The sequence below is a fragment of the Catellatospora sp. NPDC049111 genome (assembly GCF_040648615.1).
Taxonomy (GTDB): domain Bacteria; phylum Actinomycetota; class Actinomycetes; order Mycobacteriales; family Micromonosporaceae; genus Catellatospora; species Catellatospora aurea.
On record NZ_JBEZEB010000074.1, the window covers coordinates 1 to 22,974 of the forward strand.

19 protein-coding genes are annotated in these 22,974 nt (G+C 71.7%); 14 read left to right on the plus strand and 5 right to left on the minus strand.

What is annotated here, in order from left to right:
* Window positions 1–197 precede the first annotated feature (197 nt).
* The 8 genes from AB0B66_RS43020 (at window position 198) to AB0B66_RS43055 (ending at window position 9,850) form a co-directional block, all read left to right on the plus strand.
* Window positions 198–1,157 carry a sugar ABC transporter permease gene (locus tag AB0B66_RS43020; RefSeq protein ID WP_360541346.1) on the plus strand — a complete coding sequence of 320 codons (960 nt, stop codon included), beginning with the start codon at window positions 198–200 and terminating at the stop codon, window positions 1,155–1,157.
* Window positions 1,154–2,062: a carbohydrate ABC transporter permease gene (locus AB0B66_RS43025; protein ID WP_360541316.1), complete on the plus strand. Its 909-nt coding sequence runs from the start codon at window positions 1,154–1,156 to the stop codon at window positions 2,060–2,062. Before AB0B66_RS43020 ends, AB0B66_RS43025 begins: the two co-directional genes overlap by 4 nt.
* The gene (locus AB0B66_RS43030) at window positions 2,059–3,477 is read left to right on the plus strand and encodes a GH1 family beta-glucosidase (RefSeq protein ID WP_360541318.1); all 1,419 of its coding nucleotides are present in this window, start codon (window positions 2,059–2,061) and stop codon (window positions 3,475–3,477) included. Before AB0B66_RS43025 ends, AB0B66_RS43030 begins: the two co-directional genes overlap by 4 nt.
* A gap of 63 nt (window positions 3,478–3,540) precedes the next feature.
* Window positions 3,541–4,563: a LacI family DNA-binding transcriptional regulator gene (locus AB0B66_RS43035; protein WP_120318735.1), complete on the plus strand. Its 1,023-nt coding sequence runs from the start codon at window positions 3,541–3,543 to the stop codon at window positions 4,561–4,563.
* A gap of 592 nt (window positions 4,564–5,155) precedes the next feature.
* A complete protein-coding gene (locus AB0B66_RS43040; protein WP_360541320.1) occupies window positions 5,156–5,947 on the plus strand; it encodes an amino acid-binding protein in 792 nt (263 codons plus the stop codon).
* Window positions 5,948–6,113: 166 nt separating this feature from the next.
* The gene (locus AB0B66_RS43045; RefSeq protein WP_360541322.1) at window positions 6,114–7,163 is read left to right on the plus strand and encodes a GNAT family N-acetyltransferase; all 1,050 of its coding nucleotides are present in this window, start codon (window positions 6,114–6,116) and stop codon (window positions 7,161–7,163) included.
* Window positions 7,164–7,295: 132 nt separating this feature from the next.
* Complete coding sequence (locus tag AB0B66_RS43050) at window positions 7,296–8,705, plus strand: nitric oxide synthase oxygenase (RefSeq protein WP_360541324.1); 1,410 nt, start codon at window positions 7,296–7,298, stop codon at window positions 8,703–8,705.
* 197 nt (window positions 8,706–8,902) lie between these two features.
* A complete protein-coding gene (locus AB0B66_RS43055) occupies window positions 8,903–9,850 on the plus strand; it encodes a polysaccharide deacetylase family protein (protein ID WP_360541326.1) in 948 nt (315 codons plus the stop codon).
* A 73-nt stretch (window positions 9,851–9,923) separates the two neighbouring features.
* Here the strand turns inward: AB0B66_RS43055 and AB0B66_RS43060 are convergent, their stop codons facing one another.
* Window positions 9,924–10,124: a hypothetical protein gene (locus tag AB0B66_RS43060; protein WP_360541328.1), complete on the minus strand. Its 201-nt coding sequence runs from the start codon at window positions 10,122–10,124 to the stop codon at window positions 9,924–9,926.
* Window positions 10,121–11,128, minus strand: coding sequence for a biotin synthase BioB (gene bioB / locus AB0B66_RS43065; protein WP_360541330.1), 1,008 nt, complete (start codon window positions 11,126–11,128; stop codon window positions 10,121–10,123). Before bioB ends, AB0B66_RS43060 begins: the two co-directional genes overlap by 4 nt.
* Before the next feature lie 73 nt (window positions 11,129–11,201).
* Here bioB and AB0B66_RS43070 point away from each other — a divergent pair, with 73 nt between their 5' ends.
* The 4 genes from AB0B66_RS43070 to AB0B66_RS43085 all read left to right on the plus strand — a co-directional run bounded on the left by AB0B66_RS43070 (window position 11,202) and on the right by AB0B66_RS43085 (window position 14,480).
* The gene (locus AB0B66_RS43070) at window positions 11,202–12,338 is read left to right on the plus strand and encodes an 8-amino-7-oxononanoate synthase (protein ID WP_360541332.1); all 1,137 of its coding nucleotides are present in this window, start codon (window positions 11,202–11,204) and stop codon (window positions 12,336–12,338) included.
* 17 nt (window positions 12,339–12,355) lie between these two features.
* The gene (bioD, locus tag AB0B66_RS43075) at window positions 12,356–13,069 is read left to right on the plus strand and encodes a dethiobiotin synthase (RefSeq protein WP_360541348.1); all 714 of its coding nucleotides are present in this window, start codon (window positions 12,356–12,358) and stop codon (window positions 13,067–13,069) included.
* Window positions 13,070–13,202: 133 nt separating this feature from the next.
* On the plus strand, window positions 13,203–13,748 hold the full coding sequence (locus tag AB0B66_RS43080) for a carboxymuconolactone decarboxylase family protein (RefSeq protein WP_360541334.1): 546 nt from the start codon (window positions 13,203–13,205) through the stop codon (window positions 13,746–13,748).
* Between the two features lie 123 nt (window positions 13,749–13,871).
* On the plus strand, window positions 13,872–14,480 hold the full coding sequence (locus AB0B66_RS43085) for a MarR family winged helix-turn-helix transcriptional regulator (RefSeq protein WP_360541336.1): 609 nt from the start codon (window positions 13,872–13,874) through the stop codon (window positions 14,478–14,480).
* A gap of 125 nt (window positions 14,481–14,605) precedes the next feature.
* Here AB0B66_RS43085 and AB0B66_RS43090 read toward each other — a convergent pair whose 3' ends face one another.
* The 3 genes from AB0B66_RS43090 to AB0B66_RS43100 form a co-directional block, all read right to left on the minus strand.
* Window positions 14,606–15,718 (minus strand): cytochrome P450, encoded by a 1,113-nt coding sequence (locus AB0B66_RS43090; RefSeq protein WP_360541350.1) that lies wholly within the window; start codon window positions 15,716–15,718, stop codon window positions 14,606–14,608.
* Between the two features lie 96 nt (window positions 15,719–15,814).
* Complete coding sequence (locus tag AB0B66_RS43095; protein ID WP_360541338.1) at window positions 15,815–16,858, minus strand: zinc-dependent alcohol dehydrogenase family protein; 1,044 nt, start codon at window positions 16,856–16,858, stop codon at window positions 15,815–15,817.
* A gap of 62 nt (window positions 16,859–16,920) precedes the next feature.
* The gene (locus AB0B66_RS43100) at window positions 16,921–18,441 is read right to left on the minus strand and encodes a beta-N-acetylhexosaminidase (RefSeq protein ID WP_360541340.1); all 1,521 of its coding nucleotides are present in this window, start codon (window positions 18,439–18,441) and stop codon (window positions 16,921–16,923) included.
* 274 nt (window positions 18,442–18,715) lie between these two features.
* Here AB0B66_RS43100 and AB0B66_RS43105 point away from each other — a divergent pair, with 274 nt between their 5' ends.
* Window positions 18,716–21,598 carry a polysaccharide lyase family 8 super-sandwich domain-containing protein gene (locus AB0B66_RS43105; protein WP_360541342.1) on the plus strand — a complete coding sequence of 961 codons (2,883 nt, stop codon included), beginning with the start codon at window positions 18,716–18,718 and terminating at the stop codon, window positions 21,596–21,598.
* A gap of 91 nt (window positions 21,599–21,689) precedes the next feature.
* The gene (locus tag AB0B66_RS43110) at window positions 21,690–22,724 is read left to right on the plus strand and encodes a LacI family DNA-binding transcriptional regulator (protein ID WP_360541344.1); all 1,035 of its coding nucleotides are present in this window, start codon (window positions 21,690–21,692) and stop codon (window positions 22,722–22,724) included.
* Window positions 22,725–22,974: the final 250 nt, after the last annotated feature.

A 22,974-nucleotide genomic window follows, 5' to 3' on the forward strand; every position in this document is an offset into this window, starting at 1 on the left:
GTGCTACCGGTTCCATATAGCCTGACACTTACTAGCCGCATCGCGCGGCGGGGTGGGGGCCCTCTCCCACCCCCGCGCACCCCGGCCATGGCAGTCACACGGTCGGCCGGCAACGCACAGGAGTGGTCATGGCAGTGCAATCCTCCACGCGACCTGAGGTCGCGCCGGGGCAGCGCAGGGGCGGCTCGCAGCTGCCCATGGAACCGCAGCGGAGCAAGGGAGTGCTCGGGCGGCTCGACATCAAATACTCCCCGTACCTGTACATCGCGCCGTTCTTCGTGGTCTTCGGCATCTTCGGCCTCTGGCCGCTGATCTACACGCTGCGGATGTCGCTGTACGACTGGGATCTCGGCTCCACCATCGAGACCGCGAAGTTCGTCGGCTTCGACAACTTCGCCATGTTCCTCGGTGACGAGGACTTCTGGAACTCGGTCGTCAACACGCTCGCGATGTTCCTGATGTCCACCATCCCGCAGCTGATCCTCGCGCTGATCCTGGCGAACGCGCTCAACAAGCGCCTGCGCGGCCGCACGCTGCTGCGCATGGGCGTGCTGATCCCGAACATCACCTCGGTCGCCGCGGTCGCCATCGTCTTCACCCAGCTCTACAACCGCGACTTCGGTCTGATCAACTGGTTCCTCGGCTTCTTCGGCGTCGAACCGATCGACTGGACGGCGCACAGCTGGTCGTCGTGGGTGGCCATCTCCTCGATGGTGGACTGGCGCTGGACCGGCTACAACGCCCTGATCTTCCTGGCCGCGATGCAGTCGATCCCGCGCGACATCTACGAGTCGGCGTCGATCGACGGCGCGTCGGCCTGGCGGCAGTTCTGGACCATGACGGTGCCCATGCTGCGGCCCACCATCATCTTCGTGACCATCATCTCGACCATCGGCGGCCTGCAGCTCTACGGCGAGCCGCTGCTGTTCACCGGCGGTGGCAACCCGCTGCTGGGCGGCTCCGACCGCCAGTCGCAGACGGTGACCATGTTCCTGATGGAGCAGTTCTACATGAAGTTCGAGCTGGGCCGGGCCGCCACGGTCGCCTGGCTGCTCTTCATCATGATCCTGATATTCAGCGTCATCAACTTCCTGTTCACCCGGAGCCTGCGCTCCGCGGACGGGAAGGCCAAGCAGAGGAAGGCCGTGAAGCGATGACCTCCACCGCTGTACGGACCGGCGTGACCGCGCCTGCTCCGAGCCGGCGTCGGCGCAGGGGTGGCGGGGCCGCAGAGCGGCTCTGGCAGGCCAGCCCGCTCACGTATGTCACCCTGCTGGCCGCGGTCGCGCTGTCGATCTTCCCGCTGTACTACATGTTCGTCATCGCGACGCGCACCAACGACGCGATCGGGCAGACCCCGCCGCCGGTGACGCCCGGTGGCGAGATCGGCGGCAACATCGACCGGCTGCTCGGCAACGAGAGCGCCGCGTTCATGACGGGCCTGGTGAACTCCGCGATCGTCGCGACGGTCATCACCGTGTTCGTGGTGTTCTTCTCGTCGCTGGCCGGCTTCGCCTTCGCCAAGCTGCGGTTCAAGGGCCGCAACGGGCTCATGCTCGGCATCCTCATCACGATGATGGTGCCGACGCAGCTGGGCATCGTGCCGCTCTACCAGATGATGTACGAGTGGGACCTGCACAACAAGCTGCCCTCGATCATCCTGCCGTTCCTGGTCAGCGGCTTCGGCGTGTTCATGATGCGCCAGTACGCCAGCCAGGCCGTGCCGGACGAGCTGATCGAGGCCGCCCGCATGGACGGCTGCAGCACGTTCCGCACGTACTGGAACGTCGTGCTGCCGGGCCTGCGTCCCGCGATCGCGGTGCTGGGCCTGTTCACCTTCATGGAGCAGTGGAACTCGTTCCTCTGGCCGCAGATCGCGCTGGGCGACCCCACGAACCCGACCGTTCAGCTGTCCCTGCAGCGCCTTTCGCAGGGTTACTACAACGACTACTCCCAGGTGTTCGCGGGTACGCTGCTCAGTGTCGTGCCGTTGCTCGTGATCTTCATTATCTTCGGTCGTCAGATCATCGGCGGCATCATGGAAGGTGCAGTAAAAGCGTGACCACTCAGCAAGACCCTCAGCTCGCCACGCCGACCGTGTCGTTCCCCCAGGACTTCCTCTGGGGCGCGGCCACTGCCTCCTACCAGATCGAGGGCGGCGCGTTCGAGGACGGGCGCACTCCGTCCATCTGGGACACCTTCAGCCGCACCCCCGGCAAGGTGCTCAACGCGGACTCCGGCGACGTCGCCTGCGACCACTACCACCGCAGGGCCGACGACGTCCGGCTCATGGCAGAGCTCGGGCTCCGGTCCTACCGCTTCTCCGTCGCGTGGCCCCGGGTGCAGCCCGGCGGCCGCGGGCCGGCTAATCAGAAGGGCCTCGACTTCTACCGTGGCCTGGTGGACGACCTGCTCGGCAAGGGCATCGAGCCCTGGCTGACGCTGTACCACTGGGACCTGCCGCAGGAGCTCGAGGACGCCGGTGGCTGGCCGGAGCGGGACACCGCCTACCGGTTCGCCGAGTACGCGGGCCTCGTCCACGACGCGCTCGGTGACCGGGTGAAGTTCTGGACCACCCACAACGAGCCGTGGTGCAGCGCGTTCCTCGGCTACGGCTCGGGCGTGCACGCGCCCGGCGTGACCGACGGCGCGAAGGCGCTGGCGGCCGCGCACCACCTCAACCTGGGCCACGGCCTCGCCGTCCAGGCGATCCGGGCGTCGGTGCCGGACCGGCAGATGGGCATCACGCTCAACCTGCACTCGCTCAAGGCCGCCACGGACGCCCCCGAGGACCTCGACGCGGTGCGCCGCATCGACGGCGTCGGCAACCGGATCTTCCTGGACCCGGTGTTCCGCGGCGAGTACCCGGCCGACCTGCTCGCCGACACGGCCGAGCTGACCGACTGGTCCTTCGTGCAGGACGGCGACCTGGCGATCATCAACCAGCCGCTGGACATGCTGGGCGTGAACTACTACACCCGGCAGGTCGTGGCCGGGCCGTCCGACGACGGCGCGCCGCAGTCGCACTGGCGGGCGCCGTCGGCGTGGCCGGGCAGCGGCCAGGTCCGTTTCCTGACCCGGGAGCTCCCGGTGACCGAGATGGGCTGGGAGGTCGACCCCGCCGGGCTCGTCGACCTGCTGCAGCGCACGCACGAGAACTACGGCCCGATCCCGATGTACATCACCGAGAACGGCGCGGCATACGACGACAAGGTCGCCCCCGACGGCTCGGTGCCGGACCCGGAGCGCGTCGCCTACCTGGACGCCCACCTGAAGGCGTGCCATGAGGCGATGGCGTCCGGAGTGCCTTTGCGGGGATACTTCGCGTGGTCGCTGCTGGACAACTTCGAGTGGGCCTGGGGCTACTCGCGGCGGTTCGGCATCGTCCATGTCGACTATGACACCCAGGTACGCACGCCCAAGACCAGTGCACACTGGTACGCGGACGTGATCCGGCGCGGCGGGCTCGCCGCCTGACGGCACAGCAACCCGGGGCCGGCCACCGGCCGGCCCCGGACCTGCCCAGAACGAGGAGCATCGATGACGACGCAGCGCACCAGGTCTGCGGGGCGGCCCACACTGGATGAGGTGGCCGCGCTCGCCGGCGTGGGCCGGGGCACCGTGTCGCGTGTCGTCAACGGCTCGCCCCAGGTCAGCCCGGAGGCCCGGTCGGCCGTCCAGGAGGCCATCAAGGAGCTGGGCTACGTGCCCAACCGCGCCGCCCGCGCCCTGGTCACCCAGCGCACCGACTCCGTCGCGCTGGTCGTGTCCGAGTCGCAGGAGCGCGTCTTCACGGAGCCGTTCTTCGCCGGCATCGTGCGTGGCATCAGCTCCGCCCTGGCCGACACGTCCCTGCAGCTGTGGCTGGCCATGGCGCAGACCCAGGGCGAGCGCCAGCGTATCGAGAACCACCTGACCAGCCAGCACGTCGACGGTGTGCTGCTGGTCATGCTGCACGAGTCCGACCCGCTGCCGCAGCTGCTGCGCCAGCGCGGGCTGCCGACCGTGCTCGGCGGGCGTCCCGTCAACGTCGACCCGCAGATCTCGTACGTCGACATGGACAACGTCAACGGGGCCCGCGCCGCCGTCGAATACCTGCTGGCCTCCGGCCGCAAGCGCGTCGCCACCATCGCCGGCCCCCAGGACCTCGGCGTCGGCGTCGACCGGCTCGTCGGCTACCGCGCCGCCGTGCAGAACGCCGCCGTCGAGCCGCTGATCGAGTTCGGCGACTTCAGCGAGTACAGCGGCGTCGACGCGATGCGCCGCCTGCTGGCCCGCCGCCCCGACCTCGACGCCGTCTTCGTCGCCTCCGACCTGATGGCCGCCGGCGCGGTGCGCGCCCTGCGCGACAACGGCCGCCGCATCCCCGAGGACGTCGCCGTCATCGGCTTCGAGGACTCGCCCGTCGCCCGGCAGACCGACCCGCCGCTGACCACCGTCTACCAGCCCGTCGAGGACATGGGCCGGCACATGGTGCGCCTGCTGCTCAGCCGCATCCGCGGCGAAGACCAGCCCACCCACGTGTTGCTGGACACCCACCTCGTCCACCGCAACTCGGCGTAGAAGCCGTCGGCGACGCAGTCGCTCACAACGCGTCCATCGCCCCCTCCGGGGTCGAGCGGACCTCGGCGCGCTCCCGCCCTCGATTTTCATAGACGTTGGCCTATCTCATCGAATTCGATCGCCGAATTTTCGATGAGATAGGCCAACGTCTATCAGGGTCGGAGTCAGAGGCGGAGGCGGAGTCGGAGTCGGAGGAGCGGGGGCGCGGCCGGGGTCGGGCGCGGCCCTCGGCGGGCGCGGTGGGGATTGGTTCGTCGTCCGCGTGGTGGACACGCGTTGACGGGGGTCCGGGCGGGCGTGGAGGATATGGGTCCGGCCCATGTCGGGCCGTAGGTGGCATTCAGTTTGATCGTTGTTTGCGTGGCCATGGGTGTGGTGTTACCGCACTATTTGCCCGTGATCGGCGATCATGGGTGGGCCCGGGTGGCGGCAATGGCGGCGCTGGACCGGTGTAGACGGGCGCTGACCTGCGGGTGTGCGGTGGAGATTGTCTCCCGCGGATACGGCGCCGCAATGCGTACGAAACGGTAATAGGGCAAGGTCGGACAGAGATCCGGCACCAGCCCGCGTGCCGTCGTGGAGAGGAGCCGCCATGCTGCTGAGGGTCAGAGTCGCCCTGCCCGATCGTCCCGGATCGCTGGGGCAGGTGGCCCGGACTCTGGGCGTGGCCGGCGCGGACATCGTCCAGGTCGTGGTGCTGGAACGGCTGGGCGGCCGGGCGATCGACGACTTCACTGTGGTGTGGCCCGGCGGGGCCGGGGTGGAGCGGCTGCGGGCTGGGCTGAGCGCGATGCCGGGCGTGCGGGTCGACGGGATCTGGCGGGCGATCGGCGCGCCCGTCGCCGGGGCCTTCGACGCGGAGCTGCTCACGCAGGTCGCGTCGAACCCGAACGAGGGCCTGGCCACGCTGGTGGACACGGTGCCGGCGCTGCTGGCGGCGGACTGGGCGCTGGCGCTGCGGGTGCCCGCCGACTGGGCCGCCCGCGGGTCCGTGGGCATCGACGTGCGCCACGGGGCCGACGACATGGCCGTGCTGGGTGCGATGCGCAAGCGCCCCGAGCCTCCGGTCGTGTACGCGAGCTGGCGCGCGCCGGAGCAGCTCCTGCTGCCCGAGGTGACGCCGCTGCGGGCACGCTCGGTCACCGGCGCCGACGGCACGCGGTACGCGCTCGCGCCGTTCGGGCGGGCGGGACTGGTGCTGGTGGTGGCACGGTCGGCGGATGCGGAGCTGCCGGTGGCGGCGTTCCACGCGACCGAGGTAGACCGGGTGGCGCAGTTGGTGCGCGCCGCCGCGGCGATCGTCGGCGACCGGCTCGACGCGGTGAAGCCCCCCGCCCCGCGGGCGGGGCAGCGCTCCTCGGAGGAGCCTGCTTCAGCGGTCTGAACTCAGCGTGTCGCCTGCCGTGTGACCTCGGGCATAGCAAGATCTTGACAAGGCCGTGTAACCGCTGCGAAACACGGCAGGCGCACGCTGAGTCCTGTCGGTGGCCGCCCTCATCATGGAGGACCGTCCATCGGCGGACAGTACCGCTGCAAGATCGGAGCAGGTCATGGCGTTGTGGCGAGTGAGGGCGACCGTCGACGATCGTCCTGGGTTCCTGGCGGTGCTGACGGCGAGTCTCGCCCTGCGATCGGTCAACATCCTCGCGGTGCAGGTGCACACCACCGAGGGCGGAGCCGTCGACGACTTCCTGGTCGACGCGCCCGACGCGCTCTCCGAGGACGAGCTGATCGCCGCCATCGAACGCGGCCGGGGGCGCGACGCCTGGGTGAGCCGCACCGACGTGTACGGACTGATCGACCCGCCCACGCAGGCGCTGACCCTGGCCGCCCGGCTCGCGGCCGACCCCGACGGCCTGCACGGCGCGCTGTCCAGTCTGCTCGGCGGCAGCCTGGTGCGACGGGAGCAGGGCGGCGCGACCGTAACGGGCCACGCCGACACCACGATGCGGCTGGCGGATCCGTTCACCGACAACGGTGTGCTGGTGGTGACCCGGCTCGCCCCGGCGTTCACCCCGGCCGAGTTCGCCCGCGCGCAGGCGCTGGTCGAGGTCGCCCGCGCGGCGCTGACCCGGCGGCTGGCCAGCGCGGTCGCGCTGCTGCCCGATGGCACCGAGGTCGCGTTCCGCCCGGCCGGTTCGGCGGACGTGTCGGCCGTCGACGACATGCACACGCGGTGCGGCGACCGCAGCCTGTTCATGCGCTACCTCGCCGGGACCCGCGGCCCGAGCCGAGGCCGGTTGTCGCGGCTGCTGACCCCGGCCCGCGGCTGCACGCTGGTCGCGGAGACGACGGTTGCGGGCACCGCGGGCAGCCGCGTCGTGGCCGTGGCCAACCTGATCGGCGAGGGGGAGACCGCCGAGGTGGCGCTGCTGGTCGAGGACGGCTGGCAGCGACGGGGCATCGGCACGGCGCTGCTGCGGCGGCTGCTGACGCTGGCGGGACCGGCCGGCTTCCGCTCGGTCACGCTGCACACGCACTGCGACAACGACGCGATGCTGCGCACCATGAAGCGGCTGCCGCTGCCGGCCCGGACGGACCGCGACGGCACCCTCATCAGCGCCACCATCGCGGTGTCGGAGCTGCGCGCACCCGTGTGACCAGGGGAGTGATCCGGCTCCACCGTTGGTAGGCGGTCGCACACATTGTGCGATGGCTATGTTGGCGGTCGGTCAACTATTTCACTCATGACGTCCTCTCACATACCTCCGGCGGGATACCGTGACGCTCCGTTGACCGAGTGGGACCCGGACCGGCCGGTCGACTTCGCCGAGGCCGAGGAGTTCCTGCGCGCCTGCTACACCGAGCTGCCCAAGCTCGGCCCGGTGGAACCGCGGCTGGCCGTGGTACGCGAGCAGATCGCCGCGCTGGGGACGTACACCCACACCCACGCCGAGCTGGTGCACGGGGCCCGCATGGCGTGGCGCAACGCCAGCCGGTGCATCGGCCGGGTGTACTGGCGCAGCCTGACCGTGCTCGACCGGCGGCAGCACCGCGCGCCCGACCAGATCTTCGACGACCTGGTCAGCCACCTGCACACGGCGACCGGAGAAGGGCACAACCGCGGCAAGCTGCGCGGGGTCATCTCGATCTTCGGGCAGGCGGTGCCGGGCCGACCGGTCACCCGGCTGTGGAACGACCAGCTCATCCGGTACGCCGGCTATCGCAGCGGCGACGGCATGACCGGCGATCCGCAGTACGAGCAGTTCACCTCGGCCGTCACCCGGCTCGGCTGGACCGGCAAGGGCAGCGCGTTCGACCTGCTGCCGCTGGTGCTGCAGACCGGCGACGGCGAGCCCCGGCTCTACGAGCTGCCCGAGTCGGCGGTCCTGGAGGTGCCGCTGGCTCACCCGGAGTACGGCTGGTTCGCCGAGCTCGGCCTGCGCTGGCACGCGGTGCCCGCGATCGCCAACATGCGGCTGTCGATCGGCGGCGTGGACTACCCGCTCGCGCCGTTCTCCGGCTGGTACATGGGCACCGAGATCGGGGCCCGCAACCTCGCCGACGCGCACCGCTACAACCAGATCCCGGTGGTCGCGGCGCGGCTGGGCCTGGACACCAGCAGCGAGTCCACGCTGTGGCGGGACCGGGCGCTGGTGGAGCTGAACCGCGCGGTGCTGTGGTCCTTCGAGCGCGCCGGGGTCCGCGTCACCGACCACCACAGCGAGTCGCGCCTGTTTCTGACCCACGTCGAGCGCGAGCGCCGGGCGGGCCGGGCCACCCCCGCGGACTGGACCTGGATCGTGCCGCCGATCTCCGGCGGGCTGACCCCGGTGTTCCACCGCTACTACACCGAGGCCGACCAGCGGCCGAACTTCTACCTCGACCGGTCCGCGCAGCAGCTGTCGTTGACCGGGCTGCCGCAGGTGTCCGTGCCGGCGCAGCGCACCTCACCGGAACCGCGTACCGCCGCCGAACCGGTGGCCACGGTCTGCCCGATCACCGGCCGGACCGGCCCGAGGCCGAGCGCGGAGCTGGAGCCGCTGCCCGCCGACCAGGACTTTGCCCCGCACACCGACCCGCTCGCGGCGTACGCCGACGCGGAGGCGACCGTCCCGATCCCGGCCGGACCCGCGTCCGCGCCGATCACCGCCGAGCCGGTGCCCGCCCGCAAGCGGGGACTCCGCCGCCTGCTCGGCTGAACCATCTGCTGAACTGCGGTTTCTGTCGGCACACGTGATGAACCTCGCTGGCGGTGCGGGCGCGGATCGGCTAGGGCACCGGCCGGCGGACCCCGGGCGAGCGACGTCCGGATATCGATCTTGAGGAAGGCTGCATTCGGGGCAGAGATTGGACTATGGTCGGGGCACGCTGAACCCCCGCCCCCTCAGGAGTTCGCATGCAACGACGCATCGCGGTCATCGCTGCGCTCGTCATGGTCGCGCTCGCCGCCTGCGGCTCCCCCTCGGAACCATCGGCCGGTGGCACTCTGCCGATCCCGTCGCCCGCTCCCGCGGTGACGCCGACGGCGGCCCCGACGCCGACCTTCGCGGAGCCGAGCAGCTCACCGACGCCGACGCCGACACCCGTCCCACCGACCGCGAGCCCGGCCAAGCCGAAGCCGACGGCGGGCAAACCGATCAGCTGCACGGGCAAGATCGCGCAGACCAAGCCCGCCGCGAGCGGCACCGGGCCCGGCGGCTCGCTGGTGAAGACCGGCTCGCCCGCGGTGGCGCTGACCTTCGACGACGGGCCGGACCCGGTCAACACGCCGAAGATCCTCGACGCGCTGCAGCAGTGCGGGGTGAAGGCGACCTTCTGCGTCGTCGGATTCCGGGCCCGGGACAACCCGGGGCTGATCGCCCGGATCGCGGCCGAGGGCCACACCCTGTGCAACCACTCCTGGCAGCACCTGTTCGACCTGGCCAAGCGGGATGACGCGTACATCCGCAAGGACCTGGAGAACACCAACAAGATGATCCTGCGGGCGGCCCCGCCCGGCGCCCGGGTCGCCTACTTCCGCGCCCCCGGCGGCAACTTCACCGCCAAGCTGGTGAAGATCGCATCCGACCTGGGCATGAAGTCGATCTACTGGCACGTGGACCCCCGGGACTGGGAGAGCGCCAAGTTCGGCAAGGGCACGGCGATGGTGAACCACATCATCGCGGCGGTGGAGCGCGACGTGCGGCCCGGCTCGATCGTGCTGTCGCACGACAACGGCAAACCCGACACCATCGTGGCGTACCGGACGCTGCTGCCCTGGCTGAAGGCCCGCTTCACGCTCATCGCGCTGCCGGACGCACCGGACCCGCCGCCGTCCCCGGCTCCGGCGACCCCGCTGCCCTGACGAGCCCCGGCGCGCACCGCGCTCCGACGACGAACGGCGTCCCCGGCGGGACGCCGTTCGTCGTGTCAGGTGCTCAGTGGCCGGTCAGCGTGCCGTGTTCGACGCAGGTCGCGGTCCAGCCCGCGGGCACGACCTGGACCTTCATCCGGCGGCGGCAGTGCCCGCAGAAGCGCGGCGGCTCCAGCTCACGGGCCGCCAGGCAGCCCTCGTGCGATACGCCGGTGGCCGGTTCGCCGCAGCGGTCGCAGTACGTGGTCTCCACGGCCGGCCTCACAGCGTCGCGGACAGCGCCTTGACCGGCATCTTGAGCTCGGCCAGCAGCTCAAGGTCCGAGGTCGCGGGACGGCCCAGGGTGGTCAGGTAGTTGCCGACGATCACCGCGTTGATGCCGCCCAGCAGGCCCTCGCGGGTGCCCAGGTCACCGAGGGTGATCTCGCGCCCGCCCGCGTACCGCAGGATGGTGCGCGGCAGCGCGAGCCGGAACGCGGCGATGGCCCGCAGCGCGTCCTTGGGGTCCATGACCGGCTGGTCGCCCAGCGGGGTGCCCGGCCGCGGGTTGAGGAAGTTCAGCGGGACCTCGTCCGGCTCCAGCTCGGCGAGCTGCGCCGCGAACTCGGCGCGCTGCTCCAGGGTCTCACCGAGGCCGATGATGCCGCCGCAGCAGACCTCCATGCCGGAGTCGCGCACCATCTTCAGGGTGTTCCAGCGCTCCTCCCACGAGTGCGTGGTGACCACGTTCGGGAAGTACGACCGGCAGGTCTCCAGGTTGTGGTTGTAGCGGTGCACGCCCATGTCCACCAGGTCGTCGACCTGCTCCTGGCTCAGCATGCCCAGGCTCGCCGCGACGTTGATGTCGACGGCCTCCTTGATCGCCTTCACGCCGTCGCGCATCTGCTGCATGAGCTTGGCGTCCGGGCCGCGGACGGCCGCGACGATGCAGAACTCGCTCGCGCCGGTCGCCGCGGTCTGCTCGGCGGCCTTGACCAGCGACGGGATGTCCAGCCACACCGAGCGCACCGGCGAGGAGAACAGCCCGGACTGCGAGCAGAAGTGGCAGTCCTCGGGGCAGCCGCCGGTCTTCAGCGACACGATGCCCTCGACCTCGACCTCGGGGCCGCACCAGCGCATGCGCACCTCGTGGGCCAGCTGGAGCGCGGCGGGGATGTCCTCGTCGGGCAGCCGGAGCACCTCGAGGATGTCGGCCTCCTCGAGGCCGAGTCCCTCGGCGAGGACACGAGTGCGGGCGCGGTCGAGTACCGATACTGAGCTGGTCGACATGGGCGTACCCTACAACGCGGCCTGTTCGGGTCGGCCAAAGGCCGAGTGACTTCAGACATGGATGGGTTGAATCATGGGCGACTGGCTGGCGACGCTACGGCGCAAGGCCGACCTGCGCGAACGCGCCGGGTTGCGCCGAGAACTGCGTCCACGCGCCGGTGACGACGCGCTCGTCGACCTCGCCGGCAACGACTACCTCGGCCTGGCCCGCCACCCGCGGGTGCGGTCAGCGGCGGCGGCCGCGCTGGACGAGTACGGCCTCGGCGCGACCGGCTCCCGCCTGGTGCGCGGCAGCACCGACGTGCACAGCGCGCTGGAGGCGGCGCTCGCCTCGTGGCTGGGCGCCGAGCAGGCGCTGGTCTACTCCAGTGGCTACCTCGCCAACCTGGGTGCGATCCGGGCCCTGTGCGGCCCGAACACGCTGCTGGTCGCCGACGCCCACAACCATGCCTCGCTGATCGACGGCTGCCGGCTGGCCGGGGCGGAGACCGTGACGTTCGCCCACGGCGACCCGGCCGACGCGGCCCGGCTGCTCGCCGTCCACCCCGGCCGGCCGGCGGTGGTGCTCACCGAGTCGGTGTTCTCCGTCGACGGCGACCTCGCTCCGCTGGCCGAGCTGCACGCCGCCGCCCGCGCGCACGGGGCGCTGCTGCTGGTCGACGACGCGCACGGGCTCGGCGTGGTCGGCCCGGCCGGGTCCGGCGGCGTGGTCGCGGCGGGGATCGCCGGGCAGCCCGACGTGATCGTCACCGCGACCCTGTCCAAGGCGCTCGGTGGCGCGGGCGGCGTGGTCGCCGGGCCCGCCGCGCTGGTCCGGCACCTGGTCGACACCGGCCGCACCTTCATCTTCGACACCGCGCTGCCGCCCGCGATCGCCGCCGGGGTGGCCGCGGCGCTCGACCTCGCCCGCGACGGCGAGCCGCTGCGCGCGGTGCTGCGCGAACGCGCGGCCGCGATCCGGGACACGTTCCGGGCGGCGGGGCTTGCGGTGACCGACCCGGCGGGCGGTGTGGTGTCGGTCGAGGCGCCGTCGGCCGAGCAGGCCTGGGCCTGGGCCGGGGCCTGCCGCGACAAGGGCGTGGCGGTAGGGTGCTTCCGCCCACCGTCCACCCCGGACAGCCGGTCCCGGCTGCGGCTGACGGTCAACGCAGGCGTTCCCGCCGACGACTTCGCGCGGGCATTGGAGATCATCGTGGAGGTGCGGCCGTGACGGCGCTGACGGGGATCGTGCTGGTCACAGGCACGGACACCGGGGTGGGCAAGACCATCACGACGGCCGCGATCGCGGCCGCGGCGACCGCTTCGGGGGTACGCACCGCGGTGGTCAAACCCGCCCAGACCGGCATCGACCCCTCCTACGGCGAGGTGCCCGACATGGCGGTCGTGGCCCGGTTGGCCGCCCCCGCCACCACGGTCACCCTCGCCGAGTACCCGGACCCGCTCGCGCCGACCGCCGCCGCCCGGGTCGCCGGCCTGCCTCCGCTGGACATGTTCGCGATCATCGACCAGGTCAAGGCCATCGCGGCCGAGCACGAGCTGACCCTGGTCGAGGGCGCGGGCGGGCTGCTGGTGCCGATGGGCCTGCACCCCGGTGGTGCCGTGTGGTCGCTGGCCGACCTCGCGGTGGCGCTGTCCGCGCCCGCGGTCGTGGTCGCGCGGGCCGGTCTCGGCACCCTCAATCACACCGCGCTGACCCTGGAGGCGATGGCCCGCCGCAACATCGCCGGCCGCGTCGTGCTCGGCTCCTGGCCCGGCCGCCCCGAACTGGTCCACTACGCCAATCTGTCCGACCTGCCCGACGAGCTCGACGGGCTGCTCCCCGAGGGCGCGGGCGACATCGAACCCGGCGTCTTCCGCCGTAGCGCCCCCGGCTGGCTCAGCCCCGCCCTGTACGGCGACTGCGACGACCCGCGCACCCTGGCCGAGCCGGACGAGGACTGATCCGGGGCGTATTCCCGCAGCTCGCGATAAGTGATCAGGTCCGTTGAGGCTTGTTTCGTTGGCAGTGCCAAGTAAGGTTGGCACTGCCAACAAAACATGGCCCGCCAGCCGGGCCGGCCGAAAGGAATCCGTCATGCCCCGCCTGAACACCGTCGACCCCGCCACCGCCGAGCCGCAGGCCCGCGCCCTGCTCAACAAGGTCGAGCGCGCCCTGGGCGTCACCCCGAACATGATGCGCGCCATGGCCGAGTCGCCCGCGGTGCTCGACGCGTACCTCTCCTTCAGCGGCGCGCTCGCCAAGGGCCGGCTGTCCGGCGCGCTGCAGGAGCAGATCGCCCTGACCGTCGCCGTCGAGAACGAGTGCGGCTACTGCCTCGCCGCCCACACCGTGCTCGGGGAGCGGGCCGGGGTCAGCGCGACCGACCTCGAAGCCGGACGCTCGGCCACCGCGAGCGGCCCGAAGGCGCAGGCCGCGCTGCGGTTCGCGAAGGCGGTCGTGGCCGCCCGCGGCTTCGTCTCCGACACCGACCTCGCCGAGGTACGGGCCGCCGGCTACGGCGACGGCGAGATCGGCGAGATCATCGCGGCCGTCGCGCTGAACACGTTCACCAACTACTTCAACTCCGTCGGCCGCACCGAGCTGGACTTCCCGGCCGTCGCCGTGCCATCGCGCGCCTGATCCGCGCACCTGCACCGTTCCCGCCGCCCCGATGACGTGGTGGCGGGAACTGTTCCGCATGCCAGGCCGGTCGCGCACCTAGACTGGCCGTGCCCGTACGAACCGGGTGTCGAGAGGAGCGTCATGCCGCCCGTCCCGGGCCTGCCGCCCACCGAGCAGCTCGTCACCGGACTGGCCCGGCTAGGTCAGGCGATCCGGATCGGCGCGCGCCGCAACCCCGGCCCGTACGCCCTGTCCGAACTGCAGGCCGACATCGTCACCTACCTCGCGGGCGACCTGCGGCCGCGCCGGCAGAACGAGGTGGTGCGCGCCCTGGCCTCCACCGCCCCCACCATCAGCGACGCCGTACGCACCCTGCTGGCCAAGGAACTGGTCGAACGCGAACGCGACGCCCTCGACTCCCGCGCGTTCGTCCTCACGCTGACCCCGGCCGGTGTCGCCGAGGCGCGACGCCTGACCGAGGTCGCGCCCGACGTGCGCGCCGCGATCGCCGCCCTGGCCCCGGACGACCTGGCGGCCATGCTCCGCGGCACCACGACGATCATCCGCGAACTCCAGGACCGGCACGCCATCCCGCTCACCCGCATGTGCCTGACCTGCCGCTTCTTCGCCCCGGACGCGCATCCCGAGGACCCGGCCCGCCCCCACCACTGCCTGTTCGCCGACGCCCCCTTCGGCGACGCCGAACTCCGCGTCACCTGCTCCGACCACGAACCCACGCCCACCCCCTGACCCGGCGAGCTTCTTCGGGGTCGCCCATCGCACCAAGGTCACTCGACTTGCCAGGCACTTGTGGAAATGGGCCCTCAAGATACGCACGAGTGCCAGGCAAGTCGGACGATCATGGGTGGGCTGGGTCAGGGGCGGCCGATGGTGAAGGTGTCGGGCATGCGGAAGCTCAGGTTGTCCGGGCACCAGGGGGCGCGGACAACCTCGACGTCGCGGAGCAAGGGTGCCGTCTCGGCGACGACGACGGCCGCTTCCATCCGGGACAGTTGTGCGCCGACGCAGCGGTGTGCGCCAGCGCCGAAGGCGAGGTGGCGGCGGGAGCCGCGCTGGCCGGGTACGAAATCGTGCGGGTTCTCGGCGGCCGTGAGCCCGGCGCGGGCGAGCCACAGCACGATGCTCGCACCCCGGCGCACCGGGAAGCCGTCGAGGTCGGTGTCCCGGGCCGCCACCCGTCGCCAGGTGGGGATCGGCGGGACCAGCCGCAGGCCCTCCTCGACCACGTCGTCCACGCCGACGGTGCCCCGGGCGAGCCCGTCCAGCACCGCGGGCTCGCCGGTCAGCCGGTGCAGCAGCAGGGTGAGGAACTGCGACGTGGTCTCCTGACCGGCCACGAGCAGGAAGAACAGCGCCCCGACCGGGGTGTCCTTCGGCAGGCCCGCCGCGGCGGTATGGGCGCGCAGCTCACCGACCATGCCGCCGGCGGTCGCCGCGAAGTCGCGCAGCACCGTGTGGAACCGGCCGACGGTCTCGGCCAGCGCGAGCTGCCGGGGCGTGTCGAGCGGCGCCCAGAACAGTTCCAGCGCGGCCCGGGAGAACTCCTTGACCACGGCCGCTTCGGCGCCGGGCAGCTCGACGAGTCTCGCCAGCACCAGCAGGGGCAGGTCGGCGGCGAGATCGGCGTACAGGTCGACGGGCTCTCCGGCGCGCAGCCGCGCGGCCAGCCCGGCGACGCGGCGGCGCACCACGCCGGTCAGCCAGGGCCGCAGCGCCTCGACCCGGGCCGGGTGCAGGGCCCGTGCGGTGATCTCGCGGATCGCGGGATGCGCGACGCCCCCGTTGTTGGCCAGCGTGGCGGGCAGCTTGAAGCCGTACGAGGCGAGCACGCGCAGCGCGCTGACCGGCATCGGGCTGAGCGCGTCGAGGGCGTTGTCCGGCCGGAAGGTGTCCGGGTCGGCCAGCACCCGCTTGACGAGCCGATGATCGCTGACGACGACGTGGGGGACGCCGACGTGGTCGGTCACCTCGACGGTCGCTTCGGCCCGCCCGTCGTTGTCGAAAGGCTGGTCCCAGGTACGGAACAGCACTCGGACACCGTACTAGGCGAAGTGAGGCAGCGTTCAGCCAAGGGCTTGCGGGGTGATGACGGTGATACCCGTCGGGGGCGCGTCGCCCATCGCGGTCAGCGCGGCGGGCACCGCGTCGAGCCCGATGGTGCGGGTGACCAGCGCGTCGGGGCGCAGCCGCCCGGACACCACGAGGTCGAGCATCGGCGGGTAATCGGCGGCGGCCATGCCGTGGCTGCCCAGGATCTCCAGCTCCCAGCCGATGACCCGGCCCATCGGCAGCTCGGGCGCGCCGTGCGGGAGCAGCCCGACCTGCACGTGGCGGCCGCTGCGGCGCAGGCTCAGGACGGCCGCGGCGCAGGTCGCCGGGCTGCCCAGCGCGTCGAGGGTGAGGTGCGCCCCGCCGCCGGTCAGCTCGCGCACCGCCGCGACCGGATCGGTCTCCCGGCTGTTCACACAGGCCACGGCTCCGTGCTCGCGGGCGAGGTCGAGCGCGCCGCCGGAGACGTCGACGGCGACGACCCGGGCGCCGTACGCGGCGGCGATCATCACGGCCGACAGCCCGACGCCGCCGCAGCCGTACACGGCGACCCACTCACCGGAGGCGACCCGACCCTGCGCGACCACCGCCCGGTACGCAGTGGCGAACCGGCAGCCCAGCGCGGCCGCGGCCGCGTACGACAGCTGCTCGGGCAGTCCGACAAGGTTCAGGTCGGCGTGGTCGATCGCTACGTACTCGGCGAACGAGCCGCGGTGGGTGAACCCGGGCTGCGTCTGAAACTCGCAGACCTGCGGCGCGCCGCGGCGGCACGGCTCGCAGCCGCCGCAGCCGCAGACGAACGGCACGGTCACCCGGTCGCCGACCTGCCAGCCGGTGACGTCCGCGCCGACTGCGTGCACGGTCCCGGCCAGCTCGTGGCCCGGCACGTGCGGGAACGCGGCGATGTCGGGGTCGTGGCCCATCCAGCCGTGCCAGTCGCTGCGGCACAGCCCGGTCGCCTCGACCTTGATCACGCAGCCGTGCGGCGGCGCGACCGGTTCGGGCAGCTCACGCACGTCGGGCTGCTGACCGAATCCGTCGTAGGCGACCGCGCGCACGTGTTCCCCTCCCACCGGGCCGCGGCCGGTGCCCCGGCCACGATCACCAGCACACTACGTCGCTACTCGGCAGCCGGGTAGGGCTCCGGGCGGCGGTACGCGACACCGAGCGCGTCGAAGCGGGCCAGCATCACGTCGAGCCGTCGCCGGAAGTCGCCCAGCTCGGTGCGGGTGCCCCAGCCCGCCTCGGCGACCGCGGACATCCGCGGCAGCAGGTTGTACGCCGCCCGCCCGACCGTCGGCAGGTACTCGCCCCACAGGTTGCCCTGCACGCCGAGCACCCGGTTGTCGCCGGCCGGCGGCTCGCCGGGTTCGGGCTGGTAGGCGTACACCTTCTCCAGCGGCAGCAGGCCGCCGATGCCCACCGGCTCGCCGGGCGCGTCGGACTCGTAGTAGTCGAGGTAGACGTGCTCGCACGGGGTGGCGACGACGTCGTGCCCGGCCCGGATCGCCTCGTCGACCTTGTCCTGGTGCCGCCACGCCATGACGACGGCCTCGGCGGGCGCGCCCCGGCCGACCAGTTCGTCCCAGACCACCACCCGGCGGCCGTGCTCGCGCAGATGCGCGGACAGTTCGGAGATCCACCAGCCGAGCAGGTCCTCCGGGTCGGTCAGCCCGAGTTCCTTCATGCGCGCCTGCGCGCCCGGGTTCGCCGACCACTCCGCGGGCGGCACCTCGTCGCCGCCGAGGTGGATCAGCGGGGACGGGAAGACGTCGACCAGCTCGTCCAGCACGTCCTTCATGACGCGCACGGTGGCGTCGTCGCAGTTGAGCACGGTGTCGTAGATGCCCCAGCGGGTGCCCGTGGCCAGCTGCGTCCCGGGGTTGTTGCCCAGCTCCGGGTAGGCGGCGATGGCCGCGGTGGTGTGTCCGGGCAGGTCGATCTCGGGCACGACGGTGACCCCGCGCCGGGCTGCGTACGCGACCAGCTCGCGCAGCTCGTCCTGGGTGTAGTAGCCGCCGTGCGGGGTGCGGTCGGCCTGCTTGATGTTCTCGTGGCCGATCGGCGACTCCCGCCGCCACGCGCCGACCTCGGTCAGCCGCGGGTGGCTCTTCACCTCGAACCGCCAGCCCTGGTCCTCGGTGAGGTGCAGGTGCAGCGTGTTCATGCGGTGCAGGGCGAGCAGGTCGACCACGGTGCGCAGCCACGACACCGGCTGGTACCACCGACCGACGTCGACCATGATGCCGCGCCACGGGTAGCGGGGCCGGTCCTCGATCGCGACGTACGGCAGGGTCCAGTCGGTCCCGGTGACGGGTGTGGCGGCGTACGCCTGCGGGGGCAGCAGCTGGCGCAGCGCCTGCACGGCCCAGCGCAGCCCGGTGAGCGTGCCCGCGACGGCCCGCGCGCCCGTGCCGTCGACGATGAGCCGGTAGCCCTCCGCGCCGAGCCCGGCCGTGTCGTCGAGGGCGAAGACCAGCTCGGCGTCATCGCCGCCGTCGGCCAGCGGCAGTCCGGTGGCCGGGCCGATCAGTTCCCGGAGCAGGGCGGCGATCTCGGCCGGGGCGCTGACCGCGGTCCGCGGGGTGAGCGTCAGCCGTCCCTCGGCCGGTGCGTACGAGACGGGTTGCGGGATCAGCACGGCGGCTCCTCCGGACGGCGGCGCGGTCACAGCTTAGAAAACGCTTTCTGGAACAACCTTATGACCGTAGTACAGCTTCTTAACAGTAGTCAAGATCCACAACGGACAGGTCGTCGCTGTCGGGCAATGGTCAGCACCGGTCTGTCGGGCAGTGATGGATAACGTTTTCCCGATTCTCTTGTGTGGCTGAGAGTGCATGCCCTATCTTCTGCGTCATCAATCGGGGAAACGGTTACGTAAGTCCGCTGTAGTACTGACGTAAAGAGGATGGCCCATGCTCCTGTCCCGCCGTCACCTGCTCCAGGCCGGCAGCGCCTCCGCACTCGGCGCGCTCGCCCTGCCCCTGCTCCCGGCCGGCCCGGCGTACGCCGCCGACGAGTTCGACACTCTGCGGCTGCGGTATCGCGACAGCATCACCGGCACGGGGTTCAACCCGGCGGTCGAGCCCTACGCCTCGCGCCTGGCCACGATCGGGGAGGTCGCCGCGCAGCGCCGGGCCGCGATGACCCCGGGCGGCGCCGCGCTGTGGCCGGACCTGCCGCTCGACGTCTCGTCGTCGGTCACCAACAGCTACTCGCGCCTGCGGGGCATGGCGCTGGCCTGGGCCCAGCCCGGCACCGGGCTCACCGGCGACGCGACCCTGCTCGGCGAGGTCATCACCGGGCTCGACCACCTGCACACCAAGGTCTACAAGCCCTCGACCAGCTGGTTCGGCAACTGGTGGGACTGGAACATCGGCACCCCGCAGACGCTGCTCGACATCATGGCGCTGGTCTACGACCACCTGACCGCCACCCGGATCGACAACTGGCTGGCCGCCGTCGACACCTTCACCCCGTCGGTCGCGCCGCTGCTCAACGGCGGTGCGAGCACCGGCGCGAACCGCTCCGACGTGTGTGTCGTGATCGTGCGGCGCGGCATCGTCGGCAAGAACGCCACGAAGATCATCGCCGGCCGGGACGGCCTGTCCCCGATCTTCACGTACGCGCGCACCGGCGACGGCTACTACGAGGACGGCTCCTTCATCCAGCACAGCGTGGTGCCGTACCAGGGCACCTACGGCGCGGCGCTGTTGTCCGGGCTGGCCGGACTGTTCGGGCTGCTGGCCGGCTCGACGTGGGCGGTGAGCGACCCGAACCGGCAGATCGCCTTCGACGCGATGACCCGCTCGTGGGCCCCGTTCATCTACAACGGGCTGGTCATGGACTGCGTCAGCGGCCGGGGCGTCAGCCGCGGGCTGTCCCTGCAGGACCCGCTCGGCATCCAGGGCGACGACCACGTGCGCGGCCACGGCCTCGTCGCGAGCTTCGTGCGCATGGCCGACGCCGCGTCCCCGGCCGAGGCCGCGCTGTGGCGGGGCATGGTGAAGGGCTGGATCCAGCGCGAGTACTGGGGCAACCTCGCCGACGACCAGAACCTGGGCGTGCCGACGCTGGCCGCGTGCCTCGCGATCCGCGACAGCGCGTCCGTCACCGCGGTCGCCGAGCCGGTCAACCACCGTCTGCTTGCCGTTCAGGACCAGGCCGTGCACCGCCGCACCGGCTGGGCCGCGTCCATCGCCATGTGCTCCCAGCGCACCACCTACTACGAGACCGGCAACGGCGAGCACCTCAAGGGCTGGCACACCAACAACGGCATGCTGTCGTACTGGGGCTCGACCTGGGGCAACGGGCAGTACTCGGACGCGTTCTGGCCGACCGTGGACCCGTACCGGATGCCCGGCACGACGGTGTCGAAGAAGGCCCTCGCCGACGGCGCGGGCGGCACGTGGGGTGCGCCCGATCCCGGCACGAGCTGGGTCGGCGGCGCCACCGACGGCACCTTCGCCGCGCTCGGTCAGGACACCCGCGGCCTGGAGTCCACACTGCAGGCCAAGAAGTCCTGGTTCTGCCTCGACGACGGCATCGTCTGCCTCGGCGCGGGCATCGGCAGCACCGACGGCGTCGCGGTCGAGACGATCGTGGACAACCGCAACCTCGGCGGCGGCACCGGCAGCCAGCAGCTGCACATCAACGGGACCCCGCAGCTCGCCTCGCCCGGTTCGGCCACCTTCACCGGCGTGAACTGGGCGCACAACTCCTTCGCCGGGATCGTGTTCCCCGGCGGCGCGACGGTCAAGGCGCTGCGGGAGTCGCGCTCGGGCAGCTGGTCGCAGATCAACACCGGCGGCACCACGGAAGTGCTGACCCGCAAATACCTCACGCTGTACGTCGACCACGGCGTCAACCCCACGGCCGCCTCGTACGCCTACCACCTGCTGCCGGGCGCGGACACCACGACGACCGCGAACCGGGCCGCCGCCCCGACCGTGACCGTGCTCGCCAACACGGCCGCCGTGCAGGCGATCAGCGACACCGCCACCGGTGTGACGGCCGCGAACTTCTTCACCGCGGGCACGGCCGGACCGATCACGGTCAGCGCACCCTGCTCGGTGCTGATGCGCGAGTCCGGCGGGCAGCTCAAGGTCGGCGTCGCCGACCCGACCCGGGCCGCCACCACGATCACCGTCACCATCGCCCGCAGCGGCTACAGCACCGCCTCCGGCGACAGGCGGATCACCGTCACCGGCCTCAACCCGATCAAGCTGGTCGTCGAGGTCGGCGGCGCGCTCGGCGGCTCCCGGACCATCACCCTCGGCACCGGCAGCGCCGTCACCGGCGGACAGCACCTGACCCTGTCGCCGACCGCCGACGCGCACGTCCGCGACGGGAGCTACGCCACCACCAACTACAACGGCACCACGCTCGAAGTGAAGAACGACGGCACCGGGTATGCCCGCAAGGCCTTCCTCAAGTTCGACCTCACCGCGCTGCCCGCCGCGCCGAAGCGGGCCGTGCTCTGGGTCAGCGGCTACACCGCCGACTCCGTCGGCACGCACACCACCATCAGCGCGTACGCCGTCGCCGCCGACGGCTGGACGGAGAGCGGCGTCACCTGGAACACCGCGCCCGCGCTGGGCACGTTGCTGTCCACGTCCCCGCTGTGCCAGGTCGCCGACTGGATCCCGCTCGACGTCACCTCGTTCGTGCAGGCCGAGTACGCGGGCGACAAGACCGCGACCATCGGGCTGTGGCAGGCGGCCACCGGTCGGGCGACCGTGCTCAACAGCCGCAGCAACGCCGTCCGGCCCGCGTTCCTGCAGGTGGTCACCGGCTGACGGCCGACGTGGACAGACGGGATGAGGACGCGTAGGGTAAACGCTTTCTAGAATCGTTTCCCCTGCTCGTCCTCATCCTTCTGGGGTTCCCATGAACAAGCGGCCCACCATTCGCGACGTCGCGGCGATGGCCGGGGTGTCGGTGGCGACCGTGTCCCGGGTGCTCTCCGGCGACTACCCCGTCGCCAACGCCACCCGCACCAAGGTCCAGCGCGCCGTACGGGAGCTGGACTACGTCGTCAACGCCCACGCGCGGGCGCTGTCCGGCTCCACCTCCAACGTCGTCGCCCTGGTCATGTACGACGTGGTCACCCCGTTCTTCGCGTTCATCGCCTCGGGCGTGGAATACCAGGCCACCGAGTCCGACCGGCTCTGCCTCGTGTGCACCACGCACGGCGACCCGGACCGCGAGCTGGAGATCGTCAAGCTGATGCGCGAGCAGCACGCCGACGCGGTCATCCTGGTCGGCGGCGTGAACATGACCGACGACTACCGCGAGCGCATGTACCGCTATGCCAAAGGCCTGGAGGACGCGGGCAGCCGCCTGGTGCTCTGCGGCCGCCCCTCGCTCGGCCCGGACTTCCCGGCCATCACCGTCGAGTACGACAACTCCGGCGGCGCCTTCTCGGCCACCAGCCACCTGCTCTCCTCCGGCCACCGCCGGATCGCGATGCTGGGCGGCCCGATCGGCAACACGACCTTCGACGCCCGCCTCGACGGCTACCGCCGCGCTCTGGAGGCGTTCCGGGTCCCGGTCGACCCCGCGCTGATCTCCCACGGCGACATGAGCCAGGAGACCGGCTTCCGCCAGATCCAGCGCCTGCTCGCCGATGGTGTCGAGTTCACCGCGGTCTTCGCCGCCAACGACTTCGTCGCCGCGGGGGCGATGCGCGCGCTGCGCGCGGCCGGCAAGCGCGTGCCCGACGACGTCTCCGTCATCGGCTACGACGACACCCCCTTCGCCCCCGAACTCACCCCGGCCCTGACCAGCGTCCACCTCCCGCACGAGGAACTCGGCCGCACCGCCGTCAAACTGGCCCTCCAGCGCGGCGAAGGCTCCGCCCGCCAGCACGTCATGCTCGGCACCCACATCGCCATGCGCGACTCCGTCCGCCCCCTCATTTAGAGCAAGGAAGGGCACCTTCTTAACGCTCCGCGTTATAGAAGGTGCCCTTCCCATCGTTCCAAGGCCGTGACCCAGGCCGTGAACCGGCTGGGAGCGGCCGGATCGGCCCGGGGGACCGGGATGACGGGTGGGGCCCGGTGCATGATCGCCGTTTCAGGTCAAAACCTGCGGTGGGGCCCGAGGTGTTGTACTGAAACGGCGGTAAAGCCGGGCGCCCCGGCGGCGGGGGGGCGACATAACCGCCCCCGCG